The organism is Rhodococcus sp. ACPA4, from assembly GCF_002300185.1.
Classification (GTDB): Bacteria; Actinomycetota; Actinomycetes; order Mycobacteriales; family Mycobacteriaceae; genus Rhodococcus_F; species Rhodococcus_F globerula.
The window spans coordinates 1,014,372-1,027,585 of sequence record NZ_NSDY01000001.1; the positions used below are offsets into that span (position 1 = coordinate 1,014,372).

The 13,214-nt window shown below is 63.5% G+C and carries 12 protein-coding genes; all 12 read left to right on the forward strand.

Going from position 1 to position 13,214, the window contains the following annotated elements; all coding sequences use genetic code 11:
- The first annotated feature begins 35 nt into the window (after nucleotides 1-35).
- The 12 genes from pyrR (at nucleotide 36) to coaBC (ending at nucleotide 13,110) form a co-directional block, all read left to right on the forward strand.
- A complete protein-coding gene (gene pyrR, locus CJ178_RS04775; protein WP_033232160.1) occupies nucleotides 36-662 on the forward strand; it encodes a bifunctional pyr operon transcriptional regulator/uracil phosphoribosyltransferase PyrR in 627 nt (208 codons plus the stop codon).
- Complete coding sequence (locus tag CJ178_RS04780) at nucleotides 659-1,603, forward strand: aspartate carbamoyltransferase catalytic subunit (RefSeq protein WP_095886246.1); 945 nt, start codon at nucleotides 659-661, stop codon at nucleotides 1,601-1,603. Before pyrR ends, CJ178_RS04780 begins: the two co-directional genes overlap by 4 nt.
- Complete coding sequence (locus CJ178_RS04785) at nucleotides 1,600-2,937, forward strand: dihydroorotase (RefSeq protein ID WP_095886247.1); 1,338 nt, start codon at nucleotides 1,600-1,602, stop codon at nucleotides 2,935-2,937. The genes CJ178_RS04780 and CJ178_RS04785 overlap by 4 nt, the downstream gene beginning before the upstream one ends.
- A gap of 11 nt (nucleotides 2,938-2,948) precedes the next feature.
- Nucleotides 2,949-3,500, forward strand: a complete 552-nt coding sequence (locus CJ178_RS04790; RefSeq protein WP_095887838.1) for a PH-like domain-containing protein — start codon at nucleotides 2,949-2,951, stop codon at nucleotides 3,498-3,500.
- Complete coding sequence (gene carA / locus CJ178_RS04795; RefSeq protein ID WP_033232157.1) at nucleotides 3,497-4,672, forward strand: glutamine-hydrolyzing carbamoyl-phosphate synthase small subunit; 1,176 nt, start codon at nucleotides 3,497-3,499, stop codon at nucleotides 4,670-4,672. The genes CJ178_RS04790 and carA overlap by 4 nt, the downstream gene beginning before the upstream one ends.
- Nucleotides 4,672-8,013 carry a carbamoyl-phosphate synthase large subunit gene (carB, locus tag CJ178_RS04800; protein ID WP_033232156.1) on the forward strand — a complete coding sequence of 1,114 codons (3,342 nt, stop codon included), beginning with the start codon at nucleotides 4,672-4,674 and terminating at the stop codon, nucleotides 8,011-8,013. Before carA ends, carB begins: the two co-directional genes overlap by 1 nt.
- Nucleotides 8,010-8,831 (forward strand): orotidine-5'-phosphate decarboxylase, encoded by an 822-nt coding sequence (pyrF, locus tag CJ178_RS04805; RefSeq protein ID WP_095886248.1) that lies wholly within the window; start codon nucleotides 8,010-8,012, stop codon nucleotides 8,829-8,831. Before carB ends, pyrF begins: the two co-directional genes overlap by 4 nt.
- 57 nt (nucleotides 8,832-8,888) lie before the next feature.
- Nucleotides 8,889-10,097 carry a glycosyltransferase 87 family protein gene (locus CJ178_RS04810; protein WP_257013003.1) on the forward strand — a complete coding sequence of 403 codons (1,209 nt, stop codon included), beginning with the start codon at nucleotides 8,889-8,891 and terminating at the stop codon, nucleotides 10,095-10,097.
- A gap of 370 nt (nucleotides 10,098-10,467) precedes the next feature.
- A complete protein-coding gene (gene mihF, locus CJ178_RS04815) occupies nucleotides 10,468-10,788 on the forward strand; it encodes an integration host factor, actinobacterial type (protein ID WP_033232153.1) in 321 nt (106 codons plus the stop codon).
- Between the two features lie 60 nt (nucleotides 10,789-10,848).
- Complete coding sequence (gene gmk / locus CJ178_RS04820; protein WP_033232152.1) at nucleotides 10,849-11,445, forward strand: guanylate kinase; 597 nt, start codon at nucleotides 10,849-10,851, stop codon at nucleotides 11,443-11,445.
- Nucleotides 11,446-11,518: 73 nt separating this feature from the next.
- Entirely contained in the window at nucleotides 11,519-11,818 is a 300-nt protein-coding gene (rpoZ, locus tag CJ178_RS04825; protein ID WP_033232151.1) for a DNA-directed RNA polymerase subunit omega, read from the forward strand.
- On the forward strand, nucleotides 11,815-13,110 hold the full coding sequence (coaBC, locus tag CJ178_RS04830) for a bifunctional phosphopantothenoylcysteine decarboxylase/phosphopantothenate--cysteine ligase CoaBC (protein WP_033232150.1): 1,296 nt from the start codon (nucleotides 11,815-11,817) through the stop codon (nucleotides 13,108-13,110). Before rpoZ ends, coaBC begins: the two co-directional genes overlap by 4 nt.
- The last annotated feature ends 104 nt before the right edge of the window (nucleotides 13,111-13,214 follow it).

A 13,214-nucleotide genomic window follows, 5' to 3' on the forward strand; every position in this document is an offset into this window, starting at 1 on the left:
GATCCGTCCAGTGAGGCGGAGAAGGAGGTCGCTGTATGAGCGTGCCCGAAGGGTCTCGCCCATCCGATCTTGCAGGTCCAGATACAACGCAGGCCAGTGACGCCGAGACCCGCGAATTGCTGTCCGCCCAGGATGTGGGCCGGACCGTCGCGCGAATCGCGCACGAGATCATCGAGAAAACGGCACTCGACGGACCAGAAGGTACTGCGCCCCGCGTCGTCCTCATCGGTATTCCCACCAGGGGCACCACCATCGCGACACGTCTTCGCGACAAGATCGAAGAATTCTCCGGTGTGCGTACACCCATCGGATCTCTCGACATCACGCTCTACCGTGACGATCTCCGCACCAAGCCGCACCGCCCCCTCGAACGGACCTCCGTTCCCGAAGGTGGCGTCGACAACGCGTTGGTCGTACTCGTCGACGACGTCCTGTTCTCCGGCCGTACCGTCCGCTCCGCCTTGGACGCTCTTCGTGACCTGGGACGCCCGCGTGCGGTGCAGCTTGCGGTCCTGGTCGACCGCGGCCACCGCGAACTCCCGCTGCGCGCCGATTACGTCGGCAAGAACGTTCCCACCGCGAGGTCCGAGGACGTCAAGGTACTCCTTCAGGAACACGACGGCCGGGACGCTGTGGTCATTTCCGGAGGTAAGAGCGCGTGAAGCACCTTCTCTCCATCGCAGACCTCAACCGAGAGTCCGCGATCGAACTTCTCGACGAGGCCGAACGCTTCGAGCAGGCACTCCTGGGCCGTGAAGTTCACAAGCTCCCGACACTTCGTGGCCGCACAGTGATGACGGTGTTCTTCGAGAACTCCACCCGCACCCGGGTGTCCTTCGAGGTGGCCGGTAAGTGGATGAGCGCCGACGTCATCAACGTCAGTGCATCCAGCTCGTCGGTGTCGAAGGGTGAATCGCTGCGCGATACCGCGATGACACTGCGTGCTGCCGGCGCCGACGCTCTGATCGTTCGTCACCCCGCGTCGGGCGCAGCTCATCAGATCGCCCAGTGGACCGGCACCGCATCGGACGGTGGCCCCGCGGTCATCAACGCCGGCGACGGCACTCACGAACATCCCACGCAGGCGTTGCTCGACGCTCTGACCTTGCGTCAACGTCTCGGCGACGTCGAGGGCAAGCGGATCGCCATTGTCGGCGACATCCTGCACAGTCGTGTCGCGCGTTCCAACGCGTTGCTTCTGTCGATGCTCGGCGCCGAGGTTGTCCTCGTTGCCCCGCCGACGCTGCTGCCGATCGGCGCACACACGTGGCCGGTCACCGTCTCGCATTCACTCGACGCGGAACTGCCCGGACTCGATGCAGTCCTGATGCTGCGGGTCCAGGCCGAACGCATGAACGGCGGATTCTTCCCGTCGCAGCGCGAGTACTCGATCAATTACGGCCTGTCCGAGAAGCGTCTCGGAATGCTGGCCGATCACGCGGTGGTCCTGCACCCCGGCCCGATGCTGCGCGGCATGGAAATTGCCTCGGCCGTCGCAGATTCCCCCAAAGCTGCTGTGCTGCAGCAGGTTACCAATGGTGTGCACATGCGTATGGCTGTCTTGTTCCGGCTTCTGGTCGGTTCAGAGGACGGTGCGATGTGACAAGCAATCAGAACGGAGAATCACCGGTGAGTGTCCTGCTCCGCGGCGTACTGATCTACGGAGAAGGGGAAGCCGTCGACGTCCGTGTCGGCGACGGAGTCATTCTCGAGATCGGCGTGAACCTGGATCCGGCCACCGCATCCGAGGTGATCGACGGCAGTGGTCAGATCCTGCTTCCCGGATTTGTCGACCTGCACACGCATCTGCGTGAACCCGGTCGTGAAGACACGGAAACCATCGAAACAGGTTCTGCGGCAGCCGCTCTGGGTGGATACACCGCAGTCTTCGCGATGGCGAACACCAGCCCTGTCGCCGATTCCGTGGTCATCACCGATCACGTGTGGCGACGTGGCCAGGAAGTCGGCCTCGTCGACGTCCATCCCGTCGGAGCTGTCACTGTCGGCCTCGAAGGCAAGCAGCTCGCCGAGATGGCAACCATGGCCGCCGGTGTCGGCAAGGTCAAGATGTTCTCCGACGACGGTCATTGCGTCGACAACCCGCTGATCATGCGCCGCGCGCTCGAATACTCCAGCTCGCTGGGCGTTCTCATCGCGCAGCACGCCGAAGAGCCGCGTTTGACGGTCGGCGCAGTTGCCCACGAGGGCCCGACGGCCGCTCGCCTCGGATTGGCCGGCTGGCCCCGCGCCGCGGAAGAGTCCATCGTTGCCCGCGACGCACTCCTTGCCCGTGACGCCGGCGCCCGGGTCCACATCTGCCACGCGTCGACAGCGGGAACCGTCGAACTCGTCAAGTGGGCTCGCGGACAGGGTATTTCGATCACTGCCGAGGTCACCCCGCACCACCTGCTGCTCGACGATTCGCGTCTCGAGACGTACGACGCCATCAACAAGGTCAACCCGCCACTTCGTGAGGCCAGCGATGTTGCTGCCCTGCGCAAGGGCCTGGCCGAGGGCATCATCGACTGCGTGGCCACCGATCACGCTCCGCACGCCGAGCAGGACAAGTGCTGCGAGTTCGCCGCTGCGCGCCCCGGCATGCTCGGCCTCGAGACGGCGCTCTCGATCATCGTGCAAACAATGGTCGAGCCCGGACTGCTCGACTGGCGCGGCGTTGCTCGCGTCATGAGTGAGCGTCCCGCAGCGATTGTCGGCCTCGACGATCAGGGCCGCCCCATCGAGGTAGGGGAGCCGGCCAACCTGACGTTGATCGATCCCTCCGCAGAATGGACCGTGCACGGCAAGGCACTGGCGAGTGTCGCGAATAACACTCCGTATGAGTCGATGACATTGCCTGCTCGGGTCACGACCACACTGTTACGTGGCCGCGTTACTGCACACGACGGATCGCCGCGGCTGCTGAGCAGCAAGGAGTAGGCGTCATGGAGATGGAAAGAGTTCTGTGGATTGTCGGTCTGGTGGTCTTCTGGGCCGCGATGATCGGTTTGATGTTCATCGGCTGGCGTGGCCGCGCCCGACGACAGAAAGACAAGATCGGCGAGCTGCCCTCGGTGCCGGCGACGTTGGGCGAATTGCTGGTCATGCCGACCACCGGCTTGTACGTCGGTAGCACCATCGCGCCCAGCTGGCAGGACCGCATTGCGGTCGGAGATCTCGGATTCCGGGCGACCTGCGAGATCAGTCGCTACTCCAACGGCATCCTGGTCGAGCGTGACGGGGCGTCCGCTATCTGGATCCCCGAGAAGTCGATCCGCGCGATCCGCACCGAGAGCGGTCTCGCAGGCAAGGTCATGAGCAAGGACGGGGTCCTGGTCATCCGTTGGGAGTTGCCGAGCGGAACCGAGATCGACACGGGCGTGCGCGGCGACGACAAAATGGTGTACCCGGACTGGGTCAAGCCGGTTACTGCTTCGAACAAGACGAACAACAATGAAGACGCAAGCTCTGGCGACATCGAGCAGAACGGAAAGAACGCATGAGCGGCTTTGACAGCAGCCCCGCAGTACTGGTCCTCGAAGACGGACGGGTGTTCCGCGGAACCACCTTCGGCGCGGTTGGACAGACGCTGGGCGAAGCGGTGTTCAGCACCGGCATGACCGGCTACCAGGAAACGCTCACCGATCCCAGCTACCACCGCCAGATCGTGGTCTCCACTGCGCCGCAGATCGGCAACACCGGCTGGAACGACGAGGACGACGAGTCCGTGGGACCGACCGGGGACAGCGCCGGCGCGAAGATCTGGGTTGCCGGATACGTCGTTCGTGACCCCTCTCGGGTGACTTCGAGCTGGCGCGCGACGGGTTCGCTGCAGGCCAAGCTCGAAGAGCAGTCGATTGTCGGCATCGCCGGTATCGACACTCGCGCCCTGGTGCGTCACCTGCGTACTCGCGGTTCGATGAAGGCCGGAATCTTCTCCGGTGAAGCCATCGCCGCCGACGACGAGTTGGTCCGACGGGTTCAAGATCAGCCCACCATGCTCGGCGCCGATCTTGCCGGTGAGGTCAGCACGACCAGCGGCTACATCGTCGAGCCGAAGGGCGGCGAGGCGCTGTACACGGTTGCCGCCATCGACCTCGGTATCAAGACGAACACCCCCCGCATGTTCGCCGAGCGCGGCATTCGCGTCCACGTACTGCCGTCCAACGCGAGCCTCGAGCAGATCCTCGACCTCAAGGCCGACGGTGTGTTCCTCTCCAACGGCCCGGGCGACCCGGCCACCGCCGACGGCGCAGTGCACCTGACGAAAGAGGTCATCGGACAGGGCTTGCCGCTGTTCGGTATCTGCTTCGGCAACCAGATCCTGGGCCGCGCACTCGGCCTGAGCACGTACAAGATGAAGTTCGGCCACCGCGGCATCAACATCCCGGTGATCGAGCATCAGACGGGTCGCATCGCGATCACCGCTCAGAACCACGGCTTCGCACTCGAAGGTGAAGCCGGCCAGGAATTCGACACCCCGTTCGGTCGCGCCGTGGTCAGCCACACCTGCGCCAATGACGGAGCCGTCGAAGGTGTTCGCCTGCTCGACGATTCGGCCTTCTCGGTGCAGTACCACCCGGAAGCCGCAGCCGGCCCGCACGACGCCGCGTATCTCTTCGACCGCTTCACCAGCCTGCTCTCCGCACGGAAAGAAACCGGAGTCAAGAACTAATGCCACGCCGTACAGATCTCAAGCACATCCTGGTAATCGGCTCCGGTCCGATCGTCATCGGTCAGGCCTGCGAGTTCGACTACTCGGGCACCCAGGCTTGCCGCGTCCTCCAGGAGGAGGGCCTGCGCGTCAGCCTGGTCAACTCCAACCCGGCCACCATCATGACGGACCCCGAGTTCGCCGACGCTACCTACGTCGAGCCGATCACGGCCGAGTTCCTCGAGAAGGTCATCGCCAAGGAAGCGTTGCAGGGCAACAAGATCGACGCCGTCCTCGCGACGCTCGGCGGTCAGACTGCTCTCAACGCCGCTGTGGCGCTGCACGAGCAGGGCATCCTCGAGAAGTACGACGTCGAGCTGATCGGTGCCGATTTCGACGCCATCCAGCGCGGCGAGGATCGCCAGAAGTTCAAGGACATCGTTGCCAAGGTCGGCGGCGAATCCGCGAAGTCGGCTGTGTGCTACACGATGGACGAAGTACACGCCACGGTTGCCGAACTCGGCTACCCGGTTGTCGTGCGCCCGTCCTTCACCATGGGCGGCCTCGGTTCCGGTATGGCGTACAACGTCGACGATCTCAACCGGATCGCCGGCGGCGGTCTGGCTGCGTCGCCGACCGCCAACGTCCTGATCGAGGAATCCATCCTCGGTTGGAAGGAATACGAACTCGAACTCATGCGTGACAGTCGCGACAACGTCGTGATCGTCTGCTCCATCGAGAACGTCGACCCGGTTGGTGTCCACACCGGCGACAGCGTCACGGTCGCCCCGGCGATGACGCTGACCGACCGCGAGTACCAGGCAATGCGCGACCTCTCCATCGACATCCTGCGTGAGGTGGGCGTCGACACCGGCGGCTGCAACATCCAGTTCGCGATGGACCCGGCCGACGGCCGCCTGGTTGTCATCGAGATGAACCCGCGCGTCTCCCGTTCGTCGGCACTGGCATCGAAAGCGACCGGGTACCCGATCGCGAAGATGGCCGCCAAGCTGGCCATCGGATACACGCTCGACGAGATCGTCAACGACATCACCAAGGAAACCCCGGCCTGCTTCGAGCCGACGCTCGACTACGTCGTCGTCAAGGCTCCTCGCTTTGCGTTCGAGAAGTTCCCCGGCGCCGACGGAACTCTGACCACCACGATGAAGTCGGTGGGTGAGGCAATGAGCATCGGCCGCAACTTCACCGAGGCATTCGGCAAGGTCATGCGCTCGCTCGAGACCAAGCGTGCGGGTTACTGGACGGGCCCCGAGGTTGAAACCGAGAGCCTCGAAGCTCTGCTTGCCGATATCAGCGTTCCGCAGGACGGCCGCATGTACGGCATCGAGAAGGCATTTGCCCTCGGCGCCACCATCGAGCAGCTCTTCGACGCCACGAAGATCGACCCGTGGTTCCTCGATCAGTTCCAGCAGATCCACGAACTCGGTGAAAAGCTGCGCGTTGCAGAAACTTTCGATGAAATTGCGTTGCGTCAGGCCAAGTATCACGGTCTTTCGGATCGTCAGATCGCGGCCCTGCGCCCCGAACTCGGCGGCGAGGACGGTGTTCGCGCTCTGCGTGACGAGCTCGGTGTACGCCCGGTCTACAAGACCGTCGACACGTGCGCCGCAGAGTTCGAAGCCAAGACGCCGTACCACTACTCGACGTACGAACTCGACCCCAACGCCGAGTCCGAGGTCGCCCCGCAGACCGAGCGTCCCAAGGTCCTGATCCTCGGATCAGGCCCCAACCGCATCGGTCAGGGCATCGAGTTCGACTACTCGTGTGTCCACGCTGCGCAGACTCTGTCCGAGGCCGGCTACGAGACCGTCATGGTCAACTGCAACCCCGAGACCGTCTCGACGGACTACGACACCGCTGATCGCCTGTACTTCGAGCCGCTCACGTTCGAGGACGTGTTCGAGGTCTACCGCGCCGAAGCACAGTCGGGCACCGTTGCCGGCGTCATCGTCCAGCTCGGTGGCCAGACCCCGCTCGGGTTGGCCAAGCGCCTCGAAGCTGCAGGCGTTCCGATCGTCGGAACCAGCCCCGCTGCCATCGACCTCGCCGAGGATCGCGGCGAGTTCGGTCGAGTGCTGACCGAAGCCGGTCTGCCCGCACCGAAGTTCGGTACAGCCACCACGTTCGACGGCGCCCGCGACATCGCGGCAGGCATCGGCTACCCGGTGCTGGTGCGTCCGTCGTACGTGCTCGGTGGACGCGGCATGGAGATCGTGTACGACGAGGCTTCACTCGCCAACTACATCTCCCGGGCCACGGAAATCTCCGACGACCGCCCCGTGCTGGTCGACCGCTTCCTCGAAGATGCGGTCGAGATCGACGTCGACGCTCTCTGCGACGGCACCGAGGTGTACCTCGCGGGCGTCATGGAGCACATCGAGGAAGCCGGCATCCACTCCGGTGACTCGGCATGTGCGCTGCCGCCCATCACGCTGGGCCGTGCAGACCTCGAGAACGTTCGCCGCTCCACCGAGGCTCTGGCCAAGGGAATCGGCGTCAAGGGCCTACTCAACGTGCAGTACGCACTCAAGGACGACATCCTCTACGTCCTCGAGGCGAACCCGCGCGCCAGCCGCACCGTCCCGTTCGTCTCCAAGGCGACGGCTGTGCAGTTGGCCAAGGCCTGTGCTCGCGTCATGCTCGGCGAATCGATCGCCGAACTGCGGGTCAGCGGAATCCTGCCTGCAGAGGGCGACGGCGGAAACACCCCGGCCGGCGCACCGATCGCGGTCAAGGAAGCAGTACTGCCGTTCAACCGGTTCCGCCGCGCCGACGGAACCGGTGTCGACACCCTGCTGAGCCCGGAAATGAAGTCCACCGGCGAGGTCATGGGCATCGACTTCGACTTCGGCACTGCCTTCGCCAAGTCGCAGACCGCTGCCTACGGATCGCTGCCCACCGAAGGCGCCGTATTCGTCTCGGTTGCCAACAAGGACAAGCGTTCGCTGATCTTCCCCGTCAAGCGTCTTGCGGACCTGGGCTTCACGATCCTCGCGACAGACGGCACCGCAGAGGTCTTGCGCCGCAACGGTATCGAGTGCACCAACGTGTACAAGCAGTCCGGTGAAGAGGTGCCTGAGGGTGCTGTGACCATCGTCGACCAGATCCGCAGCGGTGAGGTCGCCATGATCATCAACACCCCGTACGGCAACTCCGGCCCACGCGTCGACGGCTACGAGATCCGCAGTGCCGCTGTGGCGTCGAACATTCCGTGCATCACGACAGTGCAGGGCGCTTCGGCTGCCGTTCAGGGCATCGAAGCTGTTCTGCGCGGCGACATCGGCGTTCACTCCTTGCAGGAACTGCACGCCGGACTGCGTCAACCGTCCGCACAGTCGTGACCCTCAGTTGGGGTCAGCGCCTTCGGTCCGCGACTGCGGACCGGGGGCGGCTGTGTGTGGGCATCGACCCGCATCCAGCTCTTCTCGACGCGTGGGGCTTGCCCCGCTCCGCTGACGGCTTGGCGAAGTTCGCGGACATCTGCGTCGAAGCGTTCACCGGTGAAGTTGCACTCGTGAAGCCGCAGGTTGCTTTTTTCGAGGCGTACGGCAGCGCAGGATTCGCCGTGCTCGAACGCACGATCGCGGCTCTTCGCGACGCCGGGACGCTCGTCGTGGCTGACGCCAAGCGCGGCGACATCGGTTCCACCATGGATGCGTATGCACAGGCGTGGCTCGGTGAATCGCCGCTGACCTCGGATTCGGTGACGGTGTCGCCGTACCTCGGGTTCGGAGCCTTGGCTCCGGCCTTGGACCTTGCCCGCGAGAATGCGCGCGGAATCTTCGTGCTCGCGCGCACGTCCAACCCCGAGGGCGGCGGATTGCAGCAATCCTCTGCTGGTGGTGTGTCGGTGGCGCAGTCGATTGTCGACGACGCCGTTGCTGCCAACGCAGACGGCCGCGACACCGTGGGACTGGTCGTGGGCGCTACTCGCGATCACGGCTTGGACCTGACCGACTTCAACGGTCCGATCCTGGCTCCGGGACTCGGCGCTCAAGGTGCGACAGCCGCCGATCTGGCCGAGATCTTTGCCGGTTCGACGGAGTTGCTCCTGCCGAACTCGTCGCGCGGTGTTCTCAAGTACGGACCGTCTATATCGGCGCTCCGCGAGGCCGCCAGGCGTGATCGGGACGAGATCGAAGCAGCGTTGGCGAACTGATCCGTGAGCGATCACGACGTATCCAGTGGTGTCGGATCGCGGTGGTACCGTCCTGCGGTGAGTGGATTGGACGGATTGTGGACGCGTCGCTGGTGGCGCGTCGGGGTGCTTGTTGTGGTGTGTGGGTTGTTGGCCACCGCGTTTCAGGCTCTGACCGGTGTACACGGCGACGACCTCGCGGTGTACCGGACGGCCGGGCAGGCCGTCTTGGATGGCACAAACCTCTACGACGGCTCGTTCAACGCCCGATTGCCGTTCACGTATCCACCGTTTGCCGCCGTCGTTGCCGTCCCGGTGGCGATCGGCACCTGGGGTTTCATGCAGTGGACGTGGAGTTTCATCAGTCTTCTGATGCTGGCCGCGATCATCGTACTGAGCTACCGGGGAGTGCCGCTCACACGTAAGCGACCGCTGTCGGTCTATGTGGGATTCCTGATTCTGTGGACGATTGCGTCGCCGATTTCGGATCACCTCGGGTACGGGCAGGTTGGACTGTTTCTGACGTTCCTGTGCCTGATCGACGTCCTCGCGCGGCCGAAGTGGCTGCCCGAGGGCGTCCTGGTCGGCATAGCCGGAGCTGTCAAACTCGTGCCCATCGTCTACCTCGGCTACTACGTCATCACCGGGAAGTGGAAGGCCTTTGCGGGCGGCGCTGCGGGTTTCGCGGGAGCAACCGCCGTAGGTTTCGCGATACTGCCACGAGCGAGCCTCGACTACTTCGGTGACATCGCATCGCTGTCGGGACGCGTCGCCGTGGGAGACCCGGCGGTCTTCGGAAATCAGTCGCTCCGTGGAATGGCGCTGCGGGTGCTTCCCGACGCCATGGTGGGGCCTGTGTGGCTGGCTGCGTGTGTTGTTCTTGCCGGGCTGGGGATTCTTGCGACTCGGCGTGTACAGCGCTTACGCGGGGATCTGGCGGCGTTTACCGTGGTCGCGCTGCTTGCCGCTGTAGTGACACCTATCGCGTGGACCCATCATTTCGTGTGGCTGGTGCCAGCCGTTGGCGTGCTCTTGACGCCGCCGCGGGGGAGGAGCACGATTCCCGCCTGGTCGTTGGCCGCCGTTGCACTGACTGCAGCAGTGGTGCTGTTCCGGTTGCCGCGCGTCGGCGCAGACCTCGACGTCCCGGTTGTCGGCTTTGTCTTGGAGAATTCTTTACTCTGGGTTGCGTTTGCTGTCCTCGTAGCGTTGGTCGTACCGGGTGCGGACCGAAATGCCGGTGCCGACGCGAGCGCCGGCGATCCGAAATCTTCGCTTTCTGCGTGAGTTTCGCTCGCGACACGCGCAAACGCGTCGAATTGCGTCGAAAAATTTGACTGTGGCACCGGGCACGTTTGGTGGCGGTGCGGCCGACGCCTGGGGCAACCTTGGGTGCTATTCGGTAGATTTACCGAAAAGCCCTGTGTTACAATAGTTTTCGCAATCATATTAACGTCCATGTTGTTTTGTTTCGGTCGAGATAGCGCTGTCGTGCACATCGATTTCGAGATACGTTTCAGAGCGCATAACCCACCGTGATCTGCACCGGACCGCGGGGGGTGGGTTAGCAATTCGCGCCAGGCGTGAGTACGGTCGCTATCGCTGCTGGTTATCCAGTGGAATAGACAAAATTTGCACACGACGAGACGGAGGAACCGTGGCCCTTCCCCAGTTGACTGATGAGCAGCGCGCTGCTGCTTTGGAGAAGGCAGCTGCTGCCCGCAAGGCCAGGGCTGAGCTCAAGGAGCGCCTGAAGCGTGGCGGCACCGACCTTAAAGAGGTCCTCAAGGACGCCGAAGACAACGAAATCTTGGGCAAGATGAAGGTTTCTGCACTGCTCGAGGCTTTGCCGAAGGTGGGCAAGGTCAAGGCTCAGGAGATCATGACCGAGCTGGAGATCGCTCCGACCCGTCGCATCCGCGGCCTCGGTGATCGTCAGCGTCGGGCTCTGCTCACCAAGTTCGACTTCGAGGTCTGAGTCGAACCGTGAGAAAAACTGGCGCAACAGTAGTGATGAGCGCTGCGAAAACAGTTTCTTATGAGTGCTGAGGCTGTGTCAGAGAGCAAGACTGCAGTGCGGAGGGGTCGGCTGGTTGTACTAGCCGGCCCCTCGGCTGTCGGTAAGTCGAGTGTGGTCCGCGAACTGAGGACTCGGTTGCCCGAGTTGATGTTCAGCGTGTCGGCAACGACCCGCGATCCTCGCCCTGGTGAGGTGGACGGCAAGGACTACCGCTTCACCACTCGCGACGAGTTTCAGCGGATGATCGATTCCGGTGAGCTCCTCGAATGGGCCGACATTCACGGCGGACTGCAGCGATCGGGCACACCAGCGGCTCCCGTCGAAGAAGCTCTCGAAGCAGGACGACCCGTACTGGTCGAGGTCGATCTGGCCGGAGCCCGTGCGGTACGCAAGGCAAAACCCGAAGCTCTCCTGGTGTTCATGGCTCCGCCGAGTTGGGACGTTCTCGTCCAGCGACTCACCGGGCGAGGCACCGAATCCGACGAGGTCGTCGCGAGGCGCTTGGAGACGGCGCGAGTCGAATTGGCCGCCCAGGACGAGTTCGACACGGTCATCGTGAACGAGGATGTAAGCCGTGCTTGCGATGAGTTGGTATCCTTGTTGGTTGGGAACTGATTTTCATCCATCCAGGTGCATAAAATCGATTCATGTAGGCCTTCATTCAAGATCTAATTCAGGAGACACAAGAGTGAGCAGCACTTCAGCCGCGTCCGCCGCAAGCCAGGGCGCTCTGCCTGCCTACGACACTCCGCTCGGCATCACCAACCCGCCGATCGACGAGTTGCTCGAACGCACCTCCTCGAAGTACGCCCTGGTCATCTACTCGGCCAAGCGTGCTCGCCAGATCAACGATTACTACAACCAGCTCGGTGACGGCATCCTCGAGTACGTCGGCCCCCTCGTCGAGCCGGGCCTGCAGGAAAAGCCGCTTTCCATCGCGCTGCGCGAAATCCACGCTGATCTGCTCGAGCACACCGAAGGCGAGTGAGCACGTCGTCTGCCGCTCCCGAATCGGTTTCGGGCACCGGGGGAGTAGCGGAAACTTCCGGTACGGCGCGTAAACGCATCGTTGTGGGTGTCGGCGGGGGTATCGCGGCGTACAAAGCGTGCGCGATCATCCGCAGCTTCACCGAGAGTGGTCACCACGTTCGCGTGATTCCCACCGAGTCCGCACTGGAATTTGTCGGCAGAGCAACTTTCGAGGCGCTCTCCGGCAATCCGGTGCACACCGGTGTCTTCGCCGATGTACCGCAGGTGCCGCATGTCCGACTCGGGCAGGAAGCGGACCTTGTTGTCATCGCGCCGGCTACGGCCGATCTGATGGCACGTGCCGTCATGGGCCGAGCTGACGATCTGTTGACCGCAACATTGTTGACCGCTCGTTGTCCCGTCGTCTTCGCTCCGGCGATGCACACCGAAATGTGGGAACACCCCGCAACGGTGTCCAACGTCGCGACCCTGCGTTCGCGCGGAGTCCACGTGATCGAACCGGCATCAGGACGATTGACCGGCAAGGACACCGGTGCTGGTCGCTTGCCCGAACCCGACGAGATCGTGGGCCTCGCGTCGTTGCTCCTCGAGCGCAGCGACGCTTTGCCTCGTGACCTCGAAGGTCGTCGAGTTCTGGTCACCGCCGGTGGTACCCGCGAACCGCTCGATCCTGTTCGTTTCCTCGGCAACCGCAGTTCGGGCAAGCAGGGATACGCCCTGGCTCGCCTGGCTGCGCAGCGAGGTGCACAGGTCACGCTGATCGCCGGATACACGGCCGATCTAGCGGATCCAGCAGCTGTCGACGTCGTCCACATCAAGACCGCCGAAGATCTTCGATTGGCCGTCGAGAAGCATGCCCCCGGGCAGGACGGCATCATCATGGCCGCTGCCGTCGCCGATTTCCGGCCCACCACGGTGGAGGGAAGCAAGATCAAGAAGGGCGCAAACGAGCCCGACTCGATCCCCCTGACGCGTAACGCGGACATCCTTGCCGGCCTCGTCGAATCGCGTCGGGCCGGTGACCTTGCCGCGGACACCGTCATCGTCGGATTTGCGGCTGAGACCGGTGACGCACACGGTGACGTCCTGAGTTACGCCCGTTCGAAACTTGCTCGTAAGGGCTGCGATCTCCTTGTGGTCAACGCAGTCGGCGAGGGCAAGGCATTCGAAGTTGATCACAACGACGGTTGGCTTCTCGGCTCCGACGGATCCGAGGCGGCACTGGAACACGGTTCGAAAGCGTTGATGGCCAGCCGCGTGCTGGATGCGCTCATTACGTTATTCCCGTAGAGGGGTGAGGGGCTTCTCACCCGTTTCGGGTGAGCGTAAGGGTGTTGCGCCGAGCGTTCAACGGATATCGTCGGCGCAGCTACACCCTGAATAAGCGACAAAAC

Excerpts from the sequence above, each read along its gene's own strand:
- carA (WP_033232157.1), top strand. The coding sequence starts at position 3,497 with ATGAGCGGCTTTGACAGCAGCCCCGCAGTACTGGTCCTCGAAGACGGA.
- CJ178_RS04790 (WP_095887838.1), top strand. The coding sequence starts at position 2,949 with ATGGAAAGAGTTCTGTGGATTGTCGGTCTGGTGGTCTTCTGGGCCGCG.
- pyrR (WP_033232160.1), top strand. The coding sequence starts at position 36 with ATGAGCGTGCCCGAAGGGTCTCGCCCATCCGATCTTGCAGGTCCAGAT.
- carB (WP_033232156.1), top strand. The coding sequence starts at position 4,672 with ATGCCACGCCGTACAGATCTCAAGCACATCCTGGTAATCGGCTCCGGT.
- gmk (WP_033232152.1), top strand. The coding sequence starts at position 10,849 with ATGAGTGCTGAGGCTGTGTCAGAGAGCAAGACTGCAGTGCGGAGGGGT.